We start from the raw sequence: 22,934 nt of genomic DNA, 5'->3' as shown, positions 1-22,934 counted from the left end.
TTGGTGTATGGCCTTGTGGGAGCCGACCCTGTCGGCGATCAGCCGCGAGGCGGCCGCAATACCCTCACTCGTAACGCAAGGCGTACGCCGGTTCAACCTGCGAAGCGCGCCACGCCGGGTACAGCGTCGCCAGGAAACTCATCACCAGGCCGGCACTGCAGATCAGCGCCACATCCCCCCATTGCAGCTCCGACGGCAGACTGCTGATGAAGTACACATCAGAGGTGAAGATGTGTTGCCCGCTGACCCGCTCGAGCCAGCCGACGATCTGGCTGACATTGAGCGCAGCAATAACCCCCAGCACACCACCGATCAAGGTGCCGACAACACCGATCAAGGTCCCCTGAACCATGAAGGTCCCCATGATCTGCGCCGGAGTCGCGCCAATGGTGCGCAGGATGGCAATGTCTGCGCCCTTGTCATTGACCACCATGATCAGCGTGGCAATGATGTTGAACGCCGCCACAGCGATGATCATCAACAGCAACAGACCAATCATGGTCTTTTCCATCTTCATCGCGCTGAACAGGCTACCCTGAGTGTGCGACCAGTCATCAGCGCGGTAGGCATCGCCCAGGCTTGCAGCAATGGCCTTGGACACCTGCGGTGCGGCGTACAGATCTTTGAGCTTGAGACGCACGCCCTGAACCTGGTTCGGCTGCCAGCGCTGCATCTGCGCAGCATCGGCCACGTGGATGTAGGCCATCGAGCCATCAAGCTCGGCACCCACCTTGAACACCCCGACCACATTCAGACGTTGCATGCGCGGCGTGATGCCACCTGGCGCACTGCTCACTTCCGGCACGATCAGGGTCAGTTTGTCACCGACATTCAAGCGAAACCGCCGGGCGCTGATCTCACCGAGCACCACGCCGTATTCGCCAGGCTTAAGCGCCTGCAGGCTGCCCTGGACAATGTGCTGACCGACGATCGAGACCTTGCCCTCCTGGGCCGGATCAATGCCGCTGACCTGGATCGGCTGCATCGCGCCCTTGTAGGACAGCATGCCTTCCATCTCGGTCAGTGGCGCGGCGGCGATTACCTGCGGGTTTTTCAGCGCAGCGTCAGCGATGGGCTGCCACTCCGCCAAAGGCTGAACACCAAGAATACTGGCATGGGGCACCATACCAAGGATCCGCGCGCTCATTTCGCGCTGGAAGCCGTTCATCACCGACAACACCACGATCATTGCCAGCACACCCAGGGACAGGCCGATCATCGACGTCATGGAAATGAACGAGATGAAATGGTTACGGCGCTTGGCGCGGGTGTAGCGCGCGCCGATGAAAATAGACAAGGGTCTGAACATGAACGGAAGCACCCAGGTAAAGAAAAGGAACACGCTGCCCGCCACTGCTGGCGGGCACGCGGCACAACCAGGTCAGATCGCGACCAGGTGCCCGTCGTCGAGGCGCAGCACACGGTCCATCTGCCGCGCCAGGTTGAGGTCATGGGTGACCACCAGGAACGCTGTTTGCGAGGAGCTGCTCAGTTCCTGCATCAGGTCCTGGATGCCTTGGGCGGTATGGTGATCGAGGTTGCCGGTTGGCTCATCGAGCATCACCAGCCCCGGACGGTTGACCAAGGCCCGAGCAATCGCCACCCGCTGGCGTTCACCGCCGGACAGCTCGGCGGGCTTGTGGCTCAGGCGATGGCCCAGGCCAACCCGCTTGAGCAGTGCCTCGGCGCGCTCGCGCGCCTCCGGGATGGCGGTGCGGCCGATCAGCAACGGCATGCACACGTTCTCCAGGGCGGTGAACTCCGGCAATAAGTGGTGGAACTGATAGACAAAGCCCAATGCACGGTTGCGCAGCAGGCCACGAGCGCGCTCACCCAGAGCCGACAGTTCTTCACCGGCCAGCCACACGCTGCCCTCGGTGGGGGTATCGAGGCCACCAAGCAGGTTGAGCAAAGTACTCTTGCCCGAACCTGAACTGCCAACGATGGCCACCCGTTCACCGGGGTGCAATTCCAGCTGCAAGCCGGACAACACCTGCACCGACTCCGGGCCTTCCTCGTAGGACTTGCCCAGGTTGCGGCAACTCAGCACTGCTTTATCACTCATGCCCAACTCACTCATAACGTAGCGCCTCCGCAGGCTGGGTGCGTGCCGCACGCCAGGCCGGATACAAGGTGGCGAGGAAACTCAGGACCAATGCCGCACCACAGACCATCCACACATCTTCAGCCATGACCTGGGACGGCAGGTAGTCGATGAAGTAGACGTCGGCATTGAGAAACTTGTGTCCGATCAGGGTCTCAAGCCCGGCGATGGCGGCGCTTACATTCAGCGCCGCGGCGATACCGACCACGCCACCGATCAAGGTGCCGACCACGCCGATCACCGTGCCCTGGACCATAAAGATGGCCATGATCTGCCCCGGCGTCGAACCCAAGGTCCGCAAGATGGCGATATCGCCCTTCTTGTCGTTGACCACCATCACCAGGGTAGAAATGATGTTGAACGCCGCCACCGCCACGATCAGCAGCAACAGCAGGCCGATCATGGCCTTCTCCATGCGGATCGCCTGGTACAGGTTGCCATGGGTGCGGGTCCAGTCGCGGGCGTAATACTCTTGTTCACCCAGGTTCTGCGCGATATCCCAAGCGGTACGCGGGGCCTGGAACAGGTCGGCGAACTTCAGGCGCACGCCCTGAACCTGATCAGCCTTCCAGCGATGCAGGCGTGACAGGTCCGACAGGTTGGTCAGGCCCAAGTAGCCGTCGATTTCACCGGCACCTACGTGGAATATGCCGACCACCGTGAAGCGTTTCATGCGCGGGAACATGCCCGCCGGGGTCACCGTGACCTCCGGGGCGACGAAGGTCAGCTTGTCGCCGATACCGACACCCAGCTTGGCCGCCGCCTTGTCACCGATCATGATGCCGAAGTCACCCGGCGCCAGAGCGTCGAGCTTACCTTCACGGATGAAGTTATCGATGATCGACACTTGCCGTTCCTGGGCCGGGTCGATGCCATTGAGCAGCACCTTCTGCACCTTGCCCTCGTGGGTCAACAACCCCTGCATCTGGGTAAAGGGTGCCACCGCAACGACCTGCGGGTTCTGCTTTACTTGCTTGGCAAGGGCGGGCCAATCGTTGATCGGCTGGCCGGTTTCCAAGGTGGCATGGGGCACCATGCCCAATACCCGGGTGCGCATTTCGTGATCGAAGCCGTTCATCACCGACAACACCACGATCATCACCACCACGCCCAGGGCGAGGCCGATCATCGAGGTCAGGGAAATGAACGAGACGAAGTGATTGCGACGTTTGGCACGGGTGTAACGCGTACCGATAAATACGAAGAGAGGTCTGAACATGTCGGGGCTTGTTCGGATGAAAGAGGAACGTCCTTGTGGCGGGGCATGAATAGCAGCTTTACACTCAGACCACCGCCGCTACCATGGGTTCGCCATGTCGACATTAGATGAAGAAGATCGCCGCGAATACTACCGTATCGAGGACCGGATCGCACTGGAAATTAACCCGTTGAGTGCTGCTGAAGCCCTTGGCGCAGACTTGTTGCAAGATGATTCACCGCTTTTCAACCTGCTCAGCGAACTGCACCTGAGCGAATTCGAGTCCCAGCACCTGCTGCGCCAGCTCAGCGACAAGGACCGTACCCTGGCCGCCTTCCTCAAGGCGCAGAACAAACGCATCGACCTGTTGAGTGCTGTCGTTGCGCAAACCCTGCTGGGGCAACTCAGCGCGCCACAAGCTGTGGTGCTGTCCGAAGGGGGCATTGAGTTCAACCAGGCACAACCGATTGCTGCGGGCAACCGTGTGGCGGTGAAGATGGTCCTGATGCCCCAGGCCTTGGGCTTGCTGTTGCGCGCCAGAATCACCCACTGCGACCAACAGGCCGACGGCCAGTACGAAATCGGCACCGAGTTCGTTGACATGACCGACGCCCAGCGCCAATTGCTGGCGCGTTACATCCTTCAACGACAGGCGCAACAACGACGCCAGGCGCTGGACCAGAACACCCCGAGCGCATCCTGAGTTTCACTTTTTCTTGAAGGAACAAACGTGACCCAGATTTACGGCCACCGTGGCGCCAAGGGCGAAGCCCCCGAAAACACCCTGACCAGCTTCCAGCAGTGCCTCAAGCATGGCGTGCGCCACTGCGAACTGGACCTGCACCTGTCGGCCGACAACGAGCTGATGGTCATCCACGACACCACCCTCAAACGCACCACGGGCCGTCGCGGCAAAGTTGCCGAGCACGCGTCCGCCGACCTTGCGACCTACGATGCACGCAAGGGGGGCCCGGGCTGGGTATCACCCTGCCCGATTCCGCGGCTTGAAGAGCTGTTCGAAAAGTGCGACTTCGATCACTGGCAACTGGAGGTCAAAAGCGCCTCACGCACCCGGGCAGTGACGACCGTGCTGGCGATTCGTGAGATGGCCCAGCAATATGGCCTGCTCGACAAGATCACCATCACCTCCAGCTCGCGCGAAGTGCTGGGGGCGGCCCTTGAGCTGACGCCGGATATTTCCCGTGGACTGGTCGCCGAATACGCCTGGCTCGACCCGCTGAAGGTCGCCCAGAACTATGGCTGCAACTTGCTCGCGCTGAACTGGACACTGTGCACCCCTGAACGCCTGATCAAGGCCCAGCGTCAGGGGTTGCACGTGTCGGTGTGGACAGTCAACGAGCCGGCGCTGATGCGCAGGCTCGCCGACTTCGGCGTAGACAGCCTGATTACAGACTTTCCCGGTTTGGCCAGCGCCACCCTCGAGAATCGCTGAAATCGGTCTCCCCGGCCGGCTCAGGCCACCGGCCGGAGCCGCTCAAAAAAGCCGGTTGAGGCCGTCGTAGGCCGCTACCCGATAGGCTTCGGCCATGGTCGGGTAGTTGAAGGTGGTGTTGACGAAATACTTCAGGGTATTGCGCTCACCCGGCTGATCCATGATCGCCTGACCGATGTGGACAATCTCCGACGCCTGATAACCGAAGCAGTGCACGCCAAGGATTTCCAGGGTTTCGCGGTGGAACAGGATCTTCAGCATGCCTTGCGGTTCACCAGCAATCTGCGCCCGCGCCATACCTTTGAAGAAGGCCTTGCCGACTTCGTACGGTACCTTGGCCTGGGTCAGTTCCTGCTCGTTCTTGCCGATCGAGCTGATCTCCGGAATGGTGTAGATACCCGTCGGCACGTCGTTGACGAAACGCCAGCTGCCATTGTCAACGATGCTACCCGCTGCCGAACGACCCTGGTCGTGAGCAGCGCTGGCCAGGCTCGGCCAGCCGATCACGTCGCCGGCGCCGTAAATGTTCGGCACGTGAGTACGGTAGTTCTCATCGACTTCGATCTGGCCACGGCTGTTGACCTTGATGCCGATGTTTTCCAGGCCCAGCTTGTCGGTGTTGCCGGTCCGGCCATTGCACCAGAGCAAGGCGTCGGCCTTGATCTTCTTGCCGGATTTGAGGTGCAGGATCACCCCGTTGTCCAGGCCTTCGACACGCTCATACTCTTCGTTATGGCGAACAGTGATGTTGTTGTTGCTGAAGTGATAGCTCAGTGCCTGGGAGATTTCCGAATCAAGGAAGCTCAACAGCTGACCGCGGTTGTCCACCAGCTCCACCAGCACGCCCAGACCGCTGAAGATCGAAGCGTACTCGCAACCGATCACGCCAGCGCCGTAAACGATCAGTTTGCGCGGGGTGTGGCCGAGACTGAGGATGGTGTCACTATCGTAGATACGCGGGTGGTGGAAATCGATATCAGCCGGACGATACGGACGCGAACCGGTGGCAATGATGATGTGCTTGGCCACCAGCTTCTCGACCACACCGTTGGCACAAACCACTTCGATGGTTTGCTCGTCGGCGAAGCTGCCGGTGCCGAAGAACACGTCAACACGGTTGCGGGCGTAGTAGCCGGTGCGCGAAGCAACCTGCTTGGCGATGACCTTCTCGGCGCTTTTGAGCACGTCAGGGAACGAGAACCAGCGCGGCTCACCAATGGCCCGGAACATCGGGTTGGTGTTGAACTGCATGATCTGGCGCACCGAGTGACGCAGGGCCTTGGACGGGATGGTGCCCAGGTGGGTGCAGTTACCGCCGACCTGACGACGGCTATCGACCATCGCCACCTTGCGTCCTGCTTTGGCAGCATTCATTGCCGCCCCTTCTCCTGCGGGGCCGGAACCCAGCACCACTACGTCGTAGTTGTAGACAGCCATGCGTACTCCTTTAGAACAGGCCCGGTCGCCACATTGGCAAGCGGGGCTAGATCATGCCGCCAGCGGCGCCATGAAAAATTCGGGTGCAGTCTAATCAAGCTTTAACGCCGCGCACATTAACCCTTGGTCGCGTCGTAGGCTATTTTTCTCTGCACTACATGTCACCGCACACTTTCGATGCACTCGCTCTGTGGGCGTGAATCTATCCGCGCCTACGGCTTCACCTGTTCGAACGCCGGCGTGCTGCGGGAGACAAAACCGTCGGCGACCCGGGTCACGAACACCGCAGCAATCTCGTGCCTGAGGGCGAAGTCCCAACCGTCCTGCGGCCCAAGGACCAACAACAGGGTCGAATAACCATCAGCCATCAGTGTCGAACGTTCGAACACCGTCACCGACGCCAAATCGTGCTTCACAGGTTTGCCCGAGCGCGCATCGAAGGTATGTGAATAGCGCTGGCCATTCTCCTCGAAATAATGACGATAGTCACCGGAGGTCGACACGCCAAAGCCATCCAGCGCCAACACTTGCTGGGCAATCTGACGATCTTCGCGGGGCAGCTCCAAGGCCACTTTCCAGTGACTGCCATCAGGTTTTCGCCCCAGCGCCTTGAGCTCCCCCGTGGCCTCGACCAGCAAATCCGTGACCCCCAGGGCGTTTAGCCGCTCAACCACCAAGTCCACCGCGTACCCGGCAGCAATACTGTTGAAGTCGACTTGCACTGGCGCATCCTTGCACAGCTGCTCGCCAACTATGCGCAAATGCCCATGTCCGACGCGCTGGCGGGCGCTGGCCAAAGCCTTGGCCCCGGGTACTTTCTCCATCCGCGACTGCGGGCCGAAGCCCCACAGATCGAGCAATGGCTCAATGGTCAGGTCAAACGCGCCGTCACTTTGCTGTGACAACTGCTCACCCACGCGCACCAAGTCGAGCACATCAGCGGGCATGGTTTGACAGCTATTGCCAGGCAAGCGATTGAAGGTCTCGATCAGCGAATCACTGCGATAAGTAGAAAAACGCTGGTCAACACCTTCAAGAACAGCCTCGACCTCACGCCTGACCTGTTCCGGCACGGGCCCTTGAGGTGTACGTACATATTGCACGGTGTAACTGCTGCCCATGGTCGGGCCACTGATGCGCTCAAGCGTGTTCTCGCCCTGCCCGCAGCCGACCAGACTCATCCACACACTCACCAGCAACACATTGCGCATCCGTCCTCCTGGAAATGACAGGCAAAAAAAACGGGAACCCTAAGGTTCCCGTCTTTCACAACCAAGCCAAGCTTAGCGTGGGAAAGCTGGCGGGTTTACACCGGCCATGTCTTCCATCACGCGCACAACCTGGCAGCTGTAACCGAATTCGTTGTCGTACCAGACGTACAAGACAACACGGTTATCGTTGCAGATGGTGGCTTCGGCATCAACCACACCGGCGTGGCGCGAACCGACGAAGTCGGTGGATACCACTTCCTGGGAGCTGACGTAATCGATCTGCTTGTGCAGGTCCGAGTGCATGGCCATCTGGCGCAGGTACTCGTTGATTTCTTCGCGGTTGGTGGCCTTTTCCAGGTTCAGGTTCAGGATGGCCATCGACACGTTCGGCGTTGGAACACGAATCGCGTTACCGGTCAGCTTGCCCTTGAGCACTGGCAGCGCTTTGGCCGCTGCGGTGGCAGCACCGGTCTCGGTGATAACCATGTTCAGCGGTGCGGCGCGGCCACGACGGCTGCCCTTGTGGAAGTTGTCGATCAGGTTCTGGTCGTTGGTGAACGAGTGAACGGTTTCGACGTGGCCATTGACGATGCCGTACTTGTCATTGACAGCCTTGAGCACCGGCACGATGGCGTTGGTGGTGCACGAAGCGGCCGAGATGATCTTGTCGTCAGCGCTGATTTCGCCGTGGTTGATGCCGTGAACGATGTTCTTCAGCGCGCCTTTGCCAGGTGCGGTGAGAATCACGCGGGCAGCGCCTGGGCAGGCCAGGTGCTGGCCGAGGCCGTCGGCGTCACGCCATACACCGGTGTTGTCCACGACCAGAGCGTTTTCGATGCCGTACTGGGTGTAGTCGACTTCGCTCGGGTTCTTGGCGTAGATAACCTGGATCAGGTTACCGTTGGCAGTGATGGTGTTGTGTTCTTCGTCGATGGTGATGGTGCCATCGAACGGGCCGTGAACCGAGTCACGACGCAGCAGGCTGGCACGTTTGACCAGATCGTTCTCGGCGCCTTTGCGCACGACGATGGCGCGCAGACGCAGGCCGTCGCCACCGCCGGTTTTTTCGATCAGGATGCGCGCCAACAGGCGGCCGATACGACCGAAGCCGTAAAGCACAACGTCGGTGCCTTTACGTGCCGAAGCGTTCTGCTGACCAACAACGTCGGCCATTTCTTCACGCACGAACTGCTCGGCGCTACGGCCGTTGCCTTCCAGCTTGAATTTGTTCGCCAGCTTGCCCAGGTCGACCGAAGCGGCGCCCAGTTTCAGCTCGCTCATCGCTTTGAGCAGCGGGAATGTCTCGTGGACAGAGAGTTCGGTTTCGTCGGTTTGGCGATGACGAGCAAAGCGGTGTGCTTTGAGAATCGAGATCACCGAACGGTTGATCAGGCTGCGGCCATAGATCGAGCTCACCACATTGTTATTGCGGTAGAGCTGACCGATAAGCGGGATCATCGCTTCTGCAAGTGCTTCACGATCAATCCACTCACCAAGACACTGGTCGGGCTTCTGAGTCACGGGAACCTTCCACATGTAGGGACAGAAAAAAGGGGCTACATTATGACGCCCCGCAGCCCATCGAGCAATGAGCGCCTGTCGCCACGCGCTCACTACATGCAATTAGCCTGCGCACGACCTGACAGCACGGGCCTGTGACCGGTACAATTGGCGTCTTTGTCGCAACGCTTGGAGCTCGACCTCCCGTGCCTGTTCTGCGTCTACCGCACCTGCCGGCCACTGCCGGTAAACAAACCTGGGGCAACTTGCCGGGCGCCGCCCTGAGCCTGGCCATCGCCGAAGCTGCCAGCGCCGCCAAACGCTTCACCCTGTTGCTGACCGCCGACAGCCAGAGCGCTGACCGGCTCGAGCAGGAGTTGCGTTTTTTTGCGCCGCAGTTGCCGGTACTGCCCTTCCCCGACTGGGAAACCCTGCCCTACGATCTGTTCTCGCCGCACCAGGACATCATCTCCCAGCGGATTTCCAGCCTGTACCGTTTGCCGGAGCTTGATCACGGCATTCTCGTGGTGCCGATCACCACTGCCCTGCACCGCCTGGCACCGACCCGCTTTCTCTTGGGCAGCAGCCTGGTGCTGGACATCGGTCAGAAGCTGGATGTCGAGCAGATGCGTCTGCGCCTGGAGGCCAGCGGTTACCGCTGTGTCGACACCGTCTACGAGCACGGTGAGTTCGCGGTCCGTGGCGCACTCATCGATCTGTTCCCGATGGGCAGCAAGCTGCCCTACCGGATCGATCTGTTCGACGACGAAATCGAGACCCTGCGCACCTTCGATCCGGAGACCCAGCGTTCGATCGACAAGGTTGACTCGGTACGCCTGCTGCCCGCTCGCGAGTTCCCCTTGCAAAAGGATGCGGTGACCCGTTTCAAGGCACGCTTTCGCGAGCGCTTTGACGTCGATTTCCGCCGTTGCTCAATCTTCCAGGACCTGTCCAGCGGGATCACCCCGGCCGGCATCGAGTACTACCTGCCGCTGTTTTTCGACGACACTTCGACGCTGTTCGACTACCTCCCGCAAGACACCCAGGTATTTTCCCTGCCGGGTGTCGAGCAGGCCGCCGAGCACTTCTGGAGCGATGTACGCAACCGCTACGAAGAGCGGCGTATCGATCCGTCGCGGCCCTTGTTGCCACCGGCCGAACTGTTTATGCCAGTGGAAGGCTGCTTTGCCCGACTCAAGAGTTGGCCGCGCGTGGTGGTCAGCCAGGATGACGTCGACAGCGGTGTCGGTCGCGAGCGCTTCCCTGCTCAAGCCCTGCCAAACCTGGCCATCGAAGCCAAAGCCAATCAACCACTGGCGGCGCTGTCGGGCTTTCTCGACCAGTTTCCTGGCCGCGTCTTGTTTACCGCCGAATCGGCGGGCCGTCGCGAAGTATTGCTGGAGCTGCTCGAACGCTTGAAGCTGCGCCCGCAAACCGTCGACAGCTGGAGTGCCTTCGTCGCGGGCAAAGAGCGCCTGGCAATCACCATCGCACCGCTGGATGAGGGCCTGTTGCTGGACGACCCGGCGATAGCCCTGGTCGCCGAGAGCCCGCTGTTTGGCCAGCGGGTGATGCAGCGCCGGCGCCGGGACAAACGCAGCGACGCCAACAACGATGCAGTGATCAAGAACCTCACCGAGTTGCGCGAAGGCGCCCCGGTGGTGCATATCGACCACGGTGTCGGTCGCTACCTGGGCCTGGCGACCCTGGAAATCGACAACCAGGCGGCTGAATTCCTCACCCTGGAATACGCCGAGGGTGCCAAGCTCTACGTGCCAGTGGCCAACTTGCACCTGATCGCCCGCTACACCGGCAGTGATGATGCCCTGGCGCCCCTGCATCGACTGGGCTCGGAGGCCTGGCAAAAAGCCAAGCGCAAAGCCGCCGAACAAGTCCGCGACGTCGCCGCCGAGCTGCTCGACATCTATGCCCGCCGCGCGGCACGCAAAGGCTATGCCTTCGCGGATCCGTCGGTTGACTATGCGACCTTCAGCGCCGGCTTCCCGTTCGAAGAAACCCCTGATCAGCAGAGTGCCATCGACGCGGTACGCGAAGACATGCTCGCGGCCAAGCCAATGGACCGCCTGGTCTGCGGCGACGTTGGTTTCGGCAAGACAGAAGTGGCCATGCGCGCCGCCTTCATCGCTGTGCACGGCGGTCGCCAGGTGGCCATCCTGGTACCGACCACCCTGCTCGCCCAACAGCACTACAACAGCTTCCGCGACCGCTTTGCTGACTGGCCAGTGACCGTTGAAGTGATGAGCCGTTTCAAATCGCCCAAAGAAGTCGCCGCGGCCGTTGCCGACCTCGCCGAAGGCAAGATCGACATCGTCATCGGCACCCACAAGTTGCTGCAGGACGACGTCAAGATCAAAGACCTGGGCCTGGTGATCATCGACGAAGAGCACCGCTTTGGCGTACGCCAGAAAGAACAGCTCAAGGCGCTGCGCAGCGAGGTGGACATCCTGACCCTGACCGCCACGCCAATCCCGCGGACCCTGAACATGGCCGTGGCCGGCATGCGCGACCTGTCGATCATCGCCACCCCGCCGGCGCGTCGACTGTCGGTGCGCACTTTTGTCATGGAGCAGAACAAGAGCACGGTCAAGGAAGCACTGCTGCGTGAGCTGCTGCGCGGTGGCCAGGTCTACTACCTGCACAATGACGTGAAGAGCATCGAGAAATGCGCCGCCGACCTCGCCGAACTGGTGCCTGAGGCACGGATCGGCATTGGCCACGGACAGATGCGCGAGCGCGAACTCGAACAGGTGATGAGCGACTTCTACCACAAGCGCTTCAACGTACTGATCGCCTCGACCATCATCGAGACCGGTATCGACGTACCCAGCGCCAACACCATCATCATCGAGCGTGCCGACAAGTTCGGCCTGGCCCAGCTGCACCAGCTGCGCGGCCGGGTCGGGCGCAGTCACCACCAGGCCTATGCCTACTTGCTCACGCCGCCGCGCCAACAGATCACGCCAGATGCCGAGAAGCGCCTGGAGGCCATCGCCAACACCCAGGATCTGGGCGCCGGCTTTGTCCTGGCCACCAACGACCTGGAAATCCGTGGCGCCGGCGAACTGCTCGGCGAAGGTCAGAGCGGGCAGATCCAGGCCGTCGGCTTCACCTTGTACATGGAGATGCTCGAGCGTGCGGTCAAAGCCATCCGCAAAGGCACCCAACCGAACCTCGACCAGCCACTGGGCGGTGGCCCGGAAATCAACCTGCGCCTACCGGCACTGATTCCCGAAGACTACCTGCCGGACGTGCACGCCCGGCTGATCCTGTACAAACGCATCGCCTCGGCAGCGGACGAAGACGGCCTCAAAGACCTGCAAGTCGAGATGATCGACCGCTTTGGCCTACTGCCCGAACCCACCAAAAATCTGGTGCGCCTGACCTTGCTCAAGCTTCAAGCGGAGAAGCTGGGGATCAAAAAAGTCGATGCCGGCCCCAATGGCGGCAAGATTGAGTTCGAAGCCGAAACCCCGGTCGACCCATTGGTGCTGATCAAATTGATCCAGGGCCAGCCCAAGCGCTATAAGTTCGAAGGCGCGACCCAGTTCAAGTTCATGGTGCCGATGGAGCGCCCAGAAGAACGTTTCAATAACCTCGAGGCGCTGTTCGAGCGCCTGACCCCACAATCTGCGTGAAGGAAGATCCATGCGTGCCATTCGCTGCCTGACCCTGCTGCTGGCGTTGTTCACTCCCGCTGCATTTGCTGAAGGCGTTTATCAGGTTGAAATGATCCTGGTCCGGCAGAACGCCGTGCCGGCAATCACCAGCCAGTTCGCCCCGGAAGACTGGAGCAACGGTGCCAAGGCGCTTGCCAACGGGGATATGCGCCAACCGTCCATGAATGACGAAGCGGCAAAGCTCAGCGCCGATAGCCAGTACACCGTCCTTCTGCAAAAAGCCTGGACACAGGATGCCGGCAGCGTCGCAATCAGTGACGGCAAGGAGCAGTTCGGGCACTTTCCGATCGAGGGCAACCTGAGCCTCAAAGAAGAGCGTTTTATCAGTGTCGAGGCCAACTTCTGGGTCAACCAACTGGACGGCAACGGCGCGGTAACTCAAAGCGAACAGCTCAAGCAGAGCAACAGCACGGTGAAAAATGGTGAACTCACCTTCCTTGACGGCGGCCATTTGGCCCTGCTGCTCAAGGTCACCGCGAACCGCCCGGTCAGCGCGCCCACACCCGCACCAGAGATGATGGAGCAGTAGCTGCACCCCAAACGGCAGATCCCCCCAGAATATTGAGCGAGAAGATCATCAACGGTATTGCCCCCACGCCCCACCTGATCCTGGGCAGCCACGAATTCAGCGCTTACGTGCCGCAAACCGGCAGAATGCAGCGCCAGCACCAGCACCGGGCGGCGCTGTCGTTCGTCTATGACGGCATCCGCGCCAGTGGCAGACAGGGCAAGGAAGCTTCCCGCCTGGAGGGCACCAGCAGCCAACGCATACAACGCCACACAGAGGCCGAAAGCAAGATCAGACAAACCCTCCAGCGCTTGGGCTTTAAAGTCGCCACCCGGCAAAGCAAAGCCCTGCCCGAAAGCGCCGGTGATCTTCTGGAGCTTGCCTCCGAAGCTGCCTGGCTGCGCTTCATGCTCAACGACCTGCCCACCCTGCGCGAGCAAGGCTGGGAGATCGAGTTCACCGACGACTTCGCCTTCAACCTTGCCCAGGTCGACGATTGGTACGCACAGATCGACGAGACCAGCGGCCGCGACTGGTTCGACCTGGAGCTGGGTATCGAGGTTAACGGCCACCGCCTGAGCTTGCTGCCGATCCTGCTCAATGTACTGCGCAGCCATCCCGAACTGCTCAATCCGACGCAACTGCACAAACGGCGCGACGACGAACAACTGCTGGTACAGATTCCTGCCCCGACAGGCGAGAGTCGGCGCCAGCTGCAAGTAGCCCTGCCCTACGGCCGGCTCAAGCCGGTGCTGGCAACCCTGGGTGACTTTTACTTGCGTGAGCCTGGGGAAACCAGCGTGCGTTTGCCCACGCTCGACGCCCCGCGCCTCAACGCCCTTGAAGAGCTGCCATTGAGCTGGCAAGGCGGCGAGCGGGTGCGCAGCCTGGCCGAGCGCCTGCGCGATATCCGCCTGCAACCGGCACAAACCCCGGACGGCCTGAGCGCCACCTTGCGCCCGTATCAACTCGAAGGCCTGAGCTGGATGCAGGCCCTGCGTGAGCTGGAGGTCGGCGGCATCCTGGCGGACGATATGGGCCTGGGCAAAACCCTGCAGACCCTCGCCCACCTACTCACCGAAAAGAATGCCGGACGCCTGACCCGTCCGGCCATGGTGGTGATGCCCACCAGCCTGATCCCCAACTGGCAGGACGAGGCCGCACGCTTCGCTCCCGGCTTGCAGGTACTGGCGCTACAAGGTATTGGCCGACGCAAGCATTTCGACCACCTGCAGGACTACGATCTGCTGCTAACCACCTACGCCCTACTGCCCAAGGACCTGGAGCACTTCAAAGGCCTGGCGCTGCATGTACTGATCCTCGACGAGGCCCAGTACATCAAGAGCCCAGGCAGCAAGGCCGCCCAGGCTGCACGCCAGCTCGAAGCCCGTCAGCGCCTGTGCCTGAGCGGTACGCCCCTGGAAAACCACCTGGGCGAACTGTGGTCGCTGTTCCACTTCCTGCTACCTGGCTGGCTGGGTGATGCCCAGGCCTTCAACCGCGATTACCGCACACCGATCGAACGCCAGGGCAACAACGAGCGCCTGCAACACCTCAACGCACGGATCAAACCGTTCCTGCTGCGCCGCACCAAAGAGCAGGTGGCCACGGAGCTGCCAGCCAAGACCGAGATGATCCACTGGGTCGATCTCAGCGATGCCCAGCGCGATGTCTACGAGACCATGCGCCTGGCCATGGACCAGAAAGTACGCGCCGAAATTACTCGCAAGGGCGTGGCCCGCAGCCAGATCATCATTCTTGAGGCGCTGCTTAAACTGCGCCAGGTCTGCTGCGATTTACGCCTGGTCAACAGCGAAGCCTCCACTGCCCGCGGCGCCCATTCGGGCAAGCTCACAAGCCTGATGGAGATGCTCGAAGAATTGCTTGCCGAAGGTCGTCGGGTGCTGTTGTTCTCGCAGTTCACCAGCATGTTGCGACTGATTGAGGCTGAGCTTGAGCAACGTGGCATTGCCTATGCCCTGCTGACCGGCGAAACCCGTGATCGCCGCGCGCCGGTGCAGGACTTCCAGAATGGCCGGCTGCAGATATTCCTGATCAGCCTCAAGGCCGGTGGCGTAGGCCTGAACCTGACCGCAGCCGATACCGTGATCCATTACGATCCCTGGTGGAATCCGGCCGCCGAGAACCAGGCTACTGACCGTGCGTATCGCATTGGCCAGGAAAAGCCGGTATTCGTCTACAAGTTGATTACCCGCGGCACCGTGGAAGAAAAGATCCAGCAGTTGCAGCAGGAGAAATCGGCGTTGGCGGCCGGGGTACTGGATGGACGTCAGGCGGGGGATTGGCGTTTAGCGGCAGAAGATATCGATGCGCTGTTTGCGCCATTGCCGGGGCAGCGCAAGGGCACAAAAGCCGGCTGAACTCATCACCGCCAATGCCATGTAGCCGCTGCCGCCAGGCTGCGATCGACTGCGAAGCAGTCGTCATCCAGGCACCGTGGAGCCTGAATGACGGCCGTTTCACGCCCGATCGCAGCCTGGCGGCAGCGGCTACAAATCGATAGGCGCCTGCATCAATCGACCAGTTGCGCTTCCTTCAGCGCACCGAGCGCTTCCAGCCAGCGCGGCTGCTGACGATAATCGGTACGGGCAAAGCCCTGCCCGCGCATCTGCGCGATCCGCGGCGAAGGTTTGACCTTCAATCGCTGCGCTGCCGTCAGGGCCAGCTCGGCCGCCGCCCGATCATTGCACACCAGCCCCATATCACAACCGGCACTCAGCGCCGCTTCGATACGACTGGCTGCATCGCCCACCACATGGGCGCCCGCCATCGACAGATCGTCACTGAAGATCACCCCATCAAAGCCCAGTTCACCGCGAAGGATGTCCTGTAGCCAACGCCGCGAGAAGCCTGCCGGCTGATTATCGACCTGCGGGTAGATGACATGGGCCGGCATGACTGCCGCCAACTGTCCGCTTAGGCGCGCAAACGGCACCAGGTCAACTGCGCGAATCTGCTCCAGGCTGCGCTCATCGGTAGGAATAGCGACATGGGAATCAGCTTCAGCCCAACCATGACCAGGAAAATGCTTGCCACAGGCCGCCATGCCCGCCGCGTTCATGCCACGGATGAAAGCCCCTGCCAGGACCGTGGCGCGCTGCGGGTCACCTTCAAAGGCACGACTGCCAACCACCGCACTACGCTGGTGATCCAAGTCCAGCACCGGGGCAAAGCTCAGGTCCAGCCCCACCGCCAACACTTCAGTGGCCATCAGCCAACCGCACTGCTCGGCGAGGTACTCGGCGTTATCGTTATCGGCAATCGCCCGCATCGCTGGCAGGCGCACGAAGCCCTGCCGCAGGCGCTGGACCCGGCCACCCTCCTGGTCCACTGCCAGGATCAGGTCCGGGCGAATGGCGTGGATCGAGGCCGTCAGCTCACGCACCTGGCGTGGGCTTTCGATATTGCGGGCAAAGATGATCAGGCCGGCCACTTCGGGTTGGCGCAAAAGCTGGCGATCTTCGGCGGTCAGCCAGGTACCGGCGATGTCCACCATCAGGGAGCCTTGCAGGCTGGCACTCATAATTGATCCTTCAGTTCAGGGGCGCGTGGGCCCACTGGGGGCACGCGGCTTCTTCAATCCGCACTGGACAATGCACTGGCACCTGATCAAACAGTTGCAGCAGATCGGCATTGTGCAGGCGTACGCAGCCATGGGACAACGGCACGCCCAGTGGTTCGCAATCGGGCGTGCCATGCAGATAAATGTAGCGACGGAAGGTGTCGACCGGACCGATACGGTTGACCCCCGGCTCGCAACCGCTGAGCCAGAGGATTCGACTCAGGATCCAGTCGCGACCGGGGTACTGTGCGTGCAGGGTCGGTGTCCAGGTTTCACCGGTCCAGCGCCGCCCGCACAGTACCGCACCTAGCGGCAAGCCTGCACCGATTTTCGCCCGTACTTGATGCAAGCCTGTGGGTGTACAACCGGAGCCATTGCGCTCACCCGCACCGTTCACTGCGGTGGACACCGGCAGGCGCACGCGCAACTGTCCACGGGCGAACCCGTAGAGGCATTGATCGGCAAGGGAAATGTGCAATAAATCGAGACTGGGCATGGGCGCTAGCTTAGCCGATGCGGCTCGCTGCGCCCAGCCATGGCATCAGGCCTTGGCAGCGACCGTCGAATTCGATGACTTGCTGCGCGGGCGCAACTGCGCGGCGGCCATGGCCTCGTCAGTCACCCCGGTGTCGGCGCGCATGCCGGCGGCGAGAAACGGCACCATCAGGCGCATCACCTGCTCGATCGAGGTGTTAACACCAAAGTCGGTTTCAGCGATGGCGCGCAGGGCCTTGATTCCGGACATGCTGAACGCCGCAGCACCGAGCATGAAGTGCACGCGCCAGAACAACTCGATCGGAGGAATGCGCGGCGCAGCTTCGTTGACCAGCAGCATGTAACGGCGGAATACCTTGCCGTACATGTCTTCCAGGTAACGACGCAAATGCCCCTGGCTCTGGCTGAAGGCCAGGCCCAACAGCCGCATGAAGATCGACAGGTCGTTGCCGCTGCGCGGCTGTACGACCAGTGCCTGCTCAACCAGCATCTCGAGCAGCTCTTCAAGGCTTGGCTTTTGTTCAGGACGGGCCTGACGACGCTCCAGCTCACGCTCGAGGCTGGTGCAAAAAGGACCGAGGAATCGCGAGAAGACCGCCTGAATCAGCGCTTTTTTCGAACCGAAATGGTAGTTCACCGCCGCCAGATTGACGCCGGCCTTACTGGTGATCAGCCGTAATGAGGTTTCGGCAAAACCTTTTTCCGCGAACAACTGCTCGGCAGCATCGAGAATGCGTTCAACGGTTTCCGACTGGGCCATGACTACTCCGCCTGACAAACACTTGTTTGAAACATACGTTTCAAAGTAGTGATTTGTCAAGTCCGCTCAGCCGCTTCGCGACCGTGAAGTCGATATTAAATCACAGCTACAAGCCGCGCGCTGCACGGCATTGCGCGCAATCGCGCGGTTTTTCTTGAGGCGTGGTGCTTGCAGCTTGCCACCTACTGTATATAATCCCAGTCACTGTATAAAAAGACAGAGCGATCGACATGCTAAAACTGACGCCACGCCAAGCTGAGATTCTGGCTTTTATCAAGCGCTGCCTGGAAGACAACGGCTTCCCGCCAACCCGCGCGGAAATCGCCCAGGAGCTGGGTTTCAAGTCGCCCAACGCCGCCGAGGAACACCTCAAGGCCCTGGCCCGCAAGGGTGCGATCGAGATGACCCCGGGTGCCTCGCGCGGCATCCGCATCCCCGGCCTGGAAGCCAAGGCCGAAGACAGCGGCCTGCCGATTATCGGTCGCGTTGCTGCCGGTGCGCCAATCCTGGCCCAGCAACACATTGAGGAATCCTGCAACATCAACCCGGCTTTCTTCCATCCTCGGGCCGACTACCTGCTGCGCGTTCACGGCATGAGCATGAAAGACGTCGGTATCGTTGATGGCGACCTGCTTGCCGTGCACACCTGCCGCGAAGCGCGCAATGGCCAGATCGTGGTTGCCCGCCTGGGTGACGAGGTCACAGTCAAGCGCTTCAAGCGTGAAGGCAGCAAAGTCTGGCTGATTGCTGAAAACCCCGAATTTGCCCCTATCGAGGTCAACCTGAAAGAACAGGACCTGGTAATTGAGGGCTTGAGTGTCGGCGTCATTCGCCGGTAAAGGAGGCGTCATGCAGTTCCCCCCAGCGTCACAGAACGTATCGCAGCCAGCACAATTGCCACTGTTCGAAGCATTCCTGGCCCAGCCAGTGCTGCCCGGACTGAAAGCCAGCAAGCCTGCTCCCCATCCGGGCGCGGCACAGGTTTTCAGCGAGCTGTCCTTGCGTGGCGCGCTGGGGAGTTGCCAGAGCCTGCTGGCCCCCATGCTGCGTGAACTGAGCGAGCTGAGTGAGGAACAGGACGCCCGCTGGCTGACCCTGATCGCGCCCCCGGCCAGCCTCACCCAGGCCTGGCTGCGCGACGCCGGCCTGAACCGCGAGCGCATCCTGTTGTTGCAACCTCGCGGCAACCAGAGCGCTCTGCAGTTGGCCTGCGAAGCCCTGCGTCTGGGCCGCAGCCACACCGTAATCAGTTGGCTGAACACCGTCAGCAGCAGCGCACGTCAACAGCTGAGTAACGCCGCACGCGCAGGCGACGCACAAAGCCTGAACATCCGCCTAGGCTGATTTCAGGACAGAGATGGGTTGGTTTCACCAGGCTTCCTCAGGACGAGGAAGCCACGCAGGCGATCAGTGCAGGACGCGCGGCCCGTCGTCTCGCTCGACGTCACCTTCCACCAGCTTGCCGGCCATCTGCACACCAACACTGAGCATGGCCTTGGCCACTTCAACGTGCTGACCTTGCAGGAAAGCCTTGGCGTCCTCGGAGAAATCCAGGGTTACCAGGGAGCCTTCGTCCTCGGCGCGGCGCAGCTCGATCCGGCCATCAGGCAACTCGACAATTTCTAGAAAGGACGTTGGCATAAGGGGCAGTTCTCCACGAAAGGCCAGTATTGTACCAGCGAGCGCCCCAATCAGCACTCACTCAAGCCCTCACGAAAGCGAACGGTTAGGCCTTTGAGATTCTGCCGCCAGCTTTCCAGTTCTTCCCGCGAAAGCGGCGCCACCTCGGGCTCATCAAGGCTCACGGCCTGAATCAGCGGTAGCGTGACATCAGTTTTCGGTGCTTTTTTCGCGACCGGCGGTCGGAACAAATCGGCATAAGCGCTTAACAGTTGCGCCAGCCAGGTTTCTCGCTGCTCAGCCAACTCGACCAGCTCGGCCATTTCCGGAATCGCCACAGCCTCCAGCACTTCACGGGTCAGCAGCAACTCGGCGCGTGGCGCAGCGGCCTGCGGCAAACGGTAAAAACCGGCAATCTCATGACACAGCCCCAGTAGCGCACCGTACAGGTGAAACAGTGCCGATTCGCGCTCGGCCTGAATCAGCGCCTGCGCGTTCATTGCCCTGCTCTCCTGAGCCTTGCCCAAGGCTTCTAGGGCCAGCCCTGCGAAGTAAATCTTCTGGTTGGTACGGGTGTAGAGTTCCTGGGCCATCTGAGTGCCCTCCGAAAGGCTGCAAGGCGGTCTGTGAGTGTCACGGATTGCCCTGCCATACCGCAAGCCCCCTCGCCGGCAAAGCCGGCGAGGGACCGCCAAAAGCGGCCCAGACTTTATCAGCGCTTGTCTTCGACCTTCCAGGCATTACCGTCGTAGAAAGCGCGCCAGCCGGTCGGCTTGCCCTCGACCTCGGTCTGCACGTACTGCTCCTTGGTCTTACGGCTGTAGCGGATGACCGCCGGGCGACCGTCCGGGTCCTTTTTCGGTGCTTCACAGAGGAAGTGGTACTTCGGATCAATCTCATCCTTGTGCGGGATAATCTCGATCACCAACGGCGCGCGGGTCTCGCGGTTTTTCGGGAACTGGCTGGCCGCCAGGAACAACCCCGACGCGCCATCACGCAGCACGTAGGTGTCGTTGACCTTCTCGCACTTGAGCTCCGGCATCTTCACCGCATCCATCTTCGGCGGCGCCGCTTCGCCACTCTTGAGCAGCTTGCGGGTGTTCTTGCACTCGGTGTTGGTACAGCCGAAGAACTTGCCGAAACGGCCAGTCTTGAGCTGCATTTCGCTACCGCACTTGTCGCACTCCAGGCTCGGCCCTTCGTAACCTTTGATGCGGTAGTTGCCCTCTTCGATTTCATAGCCCGTGCAATCAGGGTTGTTACCGCAGATATGCAGCTTGCGCTTTTCGTCGAGCAGGTAGGCGTCCATCGCAGTGGAGCAGATCGAGCAACGGTGCTTGTTGAGCAACACCCGCGATTCCGATTCGCCTTCGTCATCGGCAGCGATCTCATCACCCGGAACCAGGTTAACCGTCGCCTTGCAGCGCTCTTTGGGCGGCAGGCTATAACCCGAGCAACCGAGGAACACGCCAGTGGAGGCGGTACGGATCATCATCGGACGACCGCAGTCCTTGCACGGAATGTTGGTCAGAGTTGGCTGGTTGGCACGCATGCCCTTCTCGCCATCTTCAGCCAGCTTCAACTTATTGCTGAAATCACCGTAGAACTCATCGAGGACGTTCTTCCAGTCACGCTCGCCTTGCGCCACGTCATCGAGGTTCTCTTCCATGCCGGCAGTAAAACCGTAGTCCATGAGGTTGGAAAAGCTCTCGGACAGACGCTCGGTGACGATATCGCCCATTTTCTCAGAGTAGAAACGACGGTTGTGCAGGGTCACGTAGCCGCGATCCTGAATGGTCGAAATGATCGCCGCGTAGGTGGAAGGACGGCCGATGCCGCGTTTTTCCATTTCCTTGACCAGGCTGGCTTCGGAGTAACGCGCAGGCGGCTTGGTGAAGTGCTGGCTCGGGTCGATCTGGATCAGCTTGAGCACTTCACCCTGGTTCATTTCCGGCAGCACGTCGTCATCGCCCGGCTTGCTCTGCTGTGGCAGCACGCGGGTGTAACCGTCGAACTTGAGGATACGGCCCTTGGCACGCAGCTCGAAGTCGCCAGCGGTAACGCTGACAGTGGTCGACAGGTACTGCGCTGGCGGCATCTGGCACGCCAGGAACTGGCGCCAGATCAGCTCGTACAGACGCTCGGCATCACGTTCCATGCCGCTGAGCTTGGTCGGGTGGGTGTTGACGTCGGAAGGACGGATCGCTTCGTGCGCCTCCTGGGCACCCTCTTTGCTGCCGTAGACGATCGGCGCTTCCGGCAGGTATTTCTTGCCGAACTCGCTTTCGATGTAGCTACGGGCCATTTCCACCGCATCGACCGAAAGGTTGGTCGAGTCGGTACGCATATAGGTGATGTAACCCGCTTCATACAGACGCTGGGCCATCATCATGGTCTTCTTCACCCCGAAGCCCAGGCGGTTGCTCGCAGCCTGCTGCAGGGTGGAGGTAATGAACGGTGCCGACGGCTTGCTGCTGGTCGGACGGTCTTCGCGCTTGGCGACGGTGTAGCTGGAGGACTTGAGCTTCTCCAGCGCGGCCATAGCCTGCGCTTCGTTGAGCGGCTTGAAGGCTTCGCCCTTCTCCCGCGCCACTTCAAAGCGCACTTTGGCGTCTTTGGCGGTGCCGAGGTCGGCGTGTACTTCCCAGTATTCTTCGGGGATGAAGGCGCGGATCTCGCGCTCACGCTCAACCACCAGCTTTACCGCGACCGATTGCACGCGACCGGCCGACAGGCCACGGGCGATCTTTTGCCACAACAGTGGCGAGACCATGTAGCCCACCACACGGTCGAGGAAGCGACGCGCTTGCTGGGCGTTGACCCGATCGATATCCAGCTCGCCAGGCTGCGAGAACGCTTCCTGAATGGCCTTCTTGGTGATTTCGTTGAACACCACGCGCTTATAGCGACTGTCATCACCACCGATGGCTTCGCGCAGGTGCCAGGCAATGGCTTCCCCCTCGCGATCCAAGTCGGTTGCGAGATAGATGGTGTCGGCATCTTTGGCCAGACGACGCAGTTCGTCGATGACCTTTTCCTTACCTGGAAGGATCTCGTACTTGGCTTTCCAGCCGTGGTCCGGATCCACCCCCATGCGCGCGACCAACTGCTTGCGCGCCTTTTCCTTTGGCGACAGCGCGGGCGCTTCACCGGCAGCGGCCTTGCCACGCTTGGCGGCTGGCTCTTTGCTGGCGCTGGCCGAACCGCTGGTGGGCAGGTCTCGGATATGGCCGATACTCGACTTCACCACGTACTGGCTGCCCAGGTACTTGTTGATGGTCTTGGCCTTAGCCGGGGATTCCACAATGACCAGCGATTTGCCCATGGATCGGAAAATTCCTGAATACTGAAAATAAAAACACGGCAG

19 protein-coding genes are annotated in these 22,934 nt (G+C 60.9%); 7 read left to right on the top strand and 12 right to left on the bottom strand.

What is annotated here, in order from left to right:
- Nucleotides 1-64: 64 nt before the first annotated feature.
- The 3 genes from CX511_RS08995 to CX511_RS08985 form a co-directional block, all read right to left on the bottom strand.
- Nucleotides 65-1,309, bottom strand: coding sequence for a lipoprotein-releasing ABC transporter permease subunit (locus tag CX511_RS08995; protein ID WP_045186927.1), 1,245 nt, complete (start codon nt 1,307-1,309; stop codon nt 65-67).
- Between the two features lie 72 nt (nt 1,310-1,381).
- Nucleotides 1,382-2,065: a lipoprotein-releasing ABC transporter ATP-binding protein LolD gene (gene lolD, locus CX511_RS08990; RefSeq protein ID WP_177327806.1), complete on the bottom strand. Its 684-nt coding sequence runs from the start codon at nt 2,063-2,065 to the stop codon at nt 1,382-1,384.
- Nucleotides 2,066-2,072: 7 nt separating this feature from the next.
- Nucleotides 2,073-3,323: a lipoprotein-releasing ABC transporter permease subunit gene (locus CX511_RS08985; protein ID WP_045186696.1), complete on the bottom strand. Its 1,251-nt coding sequence runs from the start codon at nt 3,321-3,323 to the stop codon at nt 2,073-2,075.
- 94 nt (nt 3,324-3,417) lie between these two features.
- On the opposite strand from CX511_RS08985, the gene CX511_RS08980 reads away from it, so the two are divergent.
- Together CX511_RS08980 and CX511_RS08975 are read left to right on the top strand one after the other, a co-directional pair.
- Nucleotides 3,418-4,005 carry a PilZ domain-containing protein gene (locus tag CX511_RS08980; RefSeq protein ID WP_045186701.1) on the top strand — a complete coding sequence of 196 codons (588 nt, stop codon included), beginning with the start codon at nt 3,418-3,420 and terminating at the stop codon, nt 4,003-4,005.
- Nucleotides 4,006-4,032: 27 nt separating this feature from the next.
- Entirely contained in the window at nt 4,033-4,755 is a 723-nt protein-coding gene (locus tag CX511_RS08975; RefSeq protein ID WP_045186704.1) for a glycerophosphodiester phosphodiesterase, read from the top strand.
- Between the two features lie 42 nt (nt 4,756-4,797).
- Here CX511_RS08975 and sthA read toward each other — a convergent pair whose 3' ends face one another.
- The 3 genes from sthA to CX511_RS08960 all read right to left on the bottom strand — a co-directional run bounded on the left by sthA (nt 4,798) and on the right by CX511_RS08960 (nt 8,939).
- Nucleotides 4,798-6,192: a Si-specific NAD(P)(+) transhydrogenase gene (sthA, locus tag CX511_RS08970; RefSeq protein ID WP_038608908.1), complete on the bottom strand. Its 1,395-nt coding sequence runs from the start codon at nt 6,190-6,192 to the stop codon at nt 4,798-4,800.
- A 212-nt stretch (nt 6,193-6,404) separates the two neighbouring features.
- Nucleotides 6,405-7,403, bottom strand: a complete 999-nt coding sequence (locus CX511_RS08965; protein WP_045186706.1) for an FAD:protein FMN transferase — start codon at nt 7,401-7,403, stop codon at nt 6,405-6,407.
- 72 nt (nt 7,404-7,475) lie between these two features.
- Entirely contained in the window at nt 7,476-8,939 is a 1,464-nt protein-coding gene (locus CX511_RS08960; protein WP_045186708.1) for a glyceraldehyde-3-phosphate dehydrogenase, read from the bottom strand.
- Between the two features lie 170 nt (nt 8,940-9,109).
- Between CX511_RS08960 and mfd the strand changes: the two genes are divergently transcribed.
- Genes mfd through CX511_RS08945 form a run of 3 tightly spaced genes read left to right on the top strand, consistent with a single transcriptional unit; the run spans nt 9,110 to nt 15,490 of the window.
- Entirely contained in the window at nt 9,110-12,559 is a 3,450-nt protein-coding gene (gene mfd / locus CX511_RS08955; RefSeq protein ID WP_101293270.1) for a transcription-repair coupling factor, read from the top strand.
- Between the two features lie 10 nt (nt 12,560-12,569).
- Nucleotides 12,570-13,130 (top strand): CsiV family protein, encoded by a 561-nt coding sequence (locus tag CX511_RS08950; protein ID WP_045186714.1) that lies wholly within the window; start codon nt 12,570-12,572, stop codon nt 13,128-13,130.
- A 29-nt stretch (nt 13,131-13,159) separates the two neighbouring features.
- Entirely contained in the window at nt 13,160-15,490 is a 2,331-nt protein-coding gene (locus CX511_RS08945) for a DEAD/DEAH box helicase (protein WP_231353442.1), read from the top strand.
- A gap of 152 nt (nt 15,491-15,642) precedes the next feature.
- Here CX511_RS08945 and nagZ read toward each other — a convergent pair whose 3' ends face one another.
- Genes nagZ through CX511_RS08930 form a run of 3 tightly spaced genes read right to left on the bottom strand, consistent with a single transcriptional unit; the run spans nt 15,643 to nt 17,947 of the window.
- Entirely contained in the window at nt 15,643-16,641 is a 999-nt protein-coding gene (gene nagZ / locus CX511_RS08940) for a beta-N-acetylhexosaminidase (RefSeq protein ID WP_177409698.1), read from the bottom strand.
- 22 nt (nt 16,642-16,663) lie between these two features.
- Entirely contained in the window at nt 16,664-17,188 is a 525-nt protein-coding gene (locus tag CX511_RS08935; protein WP_101293272.1) for a L,D-transpeptidase, read from the bottom strand.
- Nucleotides 17,189-17,233: 45 nt separating this feature from the next.
- A complete protein-coding gene (locus CX511_RS08930; RefSeq protein WP_045186720.1) occupies nt 17,234-17,947 on the bottom strand; it encodes a TetR/AcrR family transcriptional regulator in 714 nt (237 codons plus the stop codon).
- Nucleotides 17,948-18,177: 230 nt separating this feature from the next.
- On the opposite strand from CX511_RS08930, the gene lexA reads away from it, so the two are divergent.
- The gene (gene lexA, locus CX511_RS08925; RefSeq protein WP_045186723.1) at nt 18,178-18,786 is read left to right on the top strand and encodes a transcriptional repressor LexA; all 609 of its coding nucleotides are present in this window, start codon (nt 18,178-18,180) and stop codon (nt 18,784-18,786) included.
- A gap of 10 nt (nt 18,787-18,796) precedes the next feature.
- A complete protein-coding gene (gene sulA, locus CX511_RS08920) occupies nt 18,797-19,291 on the top strand; it encodes an SOS-induced cell division inhibitor SulA (RefSeq protein WP_045186725.1) in 495 nt (164 codons plus the stop codon).
- 63 nt (nt 19,292-19,354) lie between these two features.
- Here sulA and CX511_RS08915 read toward each other — a convergent pair whose 3' ends face one another.
- The 3 genes from CX511_RS08915 to topA all read right to left on the bottom strand — a co-directional run bounded on the left by CX511_RS08915 (nt 19,355) and on the right by topA (nt 22,892).
- The gene (locus CX511_RS08915; protein ID WP_045186727.1) at nt 19,355-19,588 is read right to left on the bottom strand and encodes a hypothetical protein; all 234 of its coding nucleotides are present in this window, start codon (nt 19,586-19,588) and stop codon (nt 19,355-19,357) included.
- Nucleotides 19,589-19,638: 50 nt separating this feature from the next.
- Nucleotides 19,639-20,160, bottom strand: coding sequence for a DUF6586 family protein (locus tag CX511_RS08910; RefSeq protein ID WP_045186730.1), 522 nt, complete (start codon nt 20,158-20,160; stop codon nt 19,639-19,641).
- 119 nt (nt 20,161-20,279) lie between these two features.
- Complete coding sequence (gene topA, locus CX511_RS08905; RefSeq protein ID WP_045186733.1) at nt 20,280-22,892, bottom strand: type I DNA topoisomerase; 2,613 nt, start codon at nt 22,890-22,892, stop codon at nt 20,280-20,282.
- Nucleotides 22,893-22,934 lie beyond the last annotated feature (42 nt).

Origin of the sequence: Pseudomonas sp. S06B 330 (genome assembly GCF_002845275.2) — a bacterium.
In the GTDB taxonomy this organism is placed as follows: domain Bacteria; phylum Pseudomonadota; class Gammaproteobacteria; order Pseudomonadales; family Pseudomonadaceae; genus Aquipseudomonas.
This window is presented reverse-complemented; position numbering and strand designations above follow the sequence as displayed.